General features: G+C 56.2%; 1 protein-coding gene. It reads right to left on the bottom strand.

The features are described from left to right. Nucleotides 1-76: 76 nt before the first annotated feature. A partial coding sequence (locus A3730_RS10165; protein ID WP_063538019.1) for a TRAP transporter small permease occupies nucleotides 77-545 on the bottom strand: 469 nt, incomplete at its 5' end.

Genomic DNA, 545 nt, shown 5'->3' with positions numbered 1-545 from the left:
GCTGCGCCGAGGATAATGGCAAACAGGGGCGCGCCCATCAGCGCCAGCACCACCAGCAGAACAATCGCCGCAATGATCATGGCGTCGGCTCCTGCATTTTCGGCCGCTTGCCAATTAACCCCAGAGCAAACAGCACGACGTAGCGCAGTGCCATAACCGAGAAGCCCACCGGGATAATGGCTTGCAATAACCAGCTCGGCACACTGGCAAATGCCGGCGAAGCGTACTCATACTCTTCGAGTACGAAGTGCACGCTATACCAGGCCACCAACAAACAGATAAAGGCGGTGAACAGATCCACGAAGGTGGTCAGGAAGGGATGGTACTTTTCCGGTAACAGTGACGAGGCCACATCAATGCGGATGTGCTCGTCNTTACGTGAGGCAATCATCGCGCCCAGCAAGCCAATCCATAGCACCGCGTTCTGCAACAGCGGCTCGATCCATACCAGGCTGGTGCCAAAGAAATTGCGCAGCACAATCTGCGCCACCGCCAGCAGGATCATAAACAAAAGGACGGCCACGATAAGGCCGTCCTCGATATGG

The organism is Alcanivorax sp. HI0044, assembly GCF_001634945.1.
The sequence above is the reverse complement of the archived record's forward strand: the minus strand, read 5'-3'. Positions and strand labels throughout refer to the sequence as shown.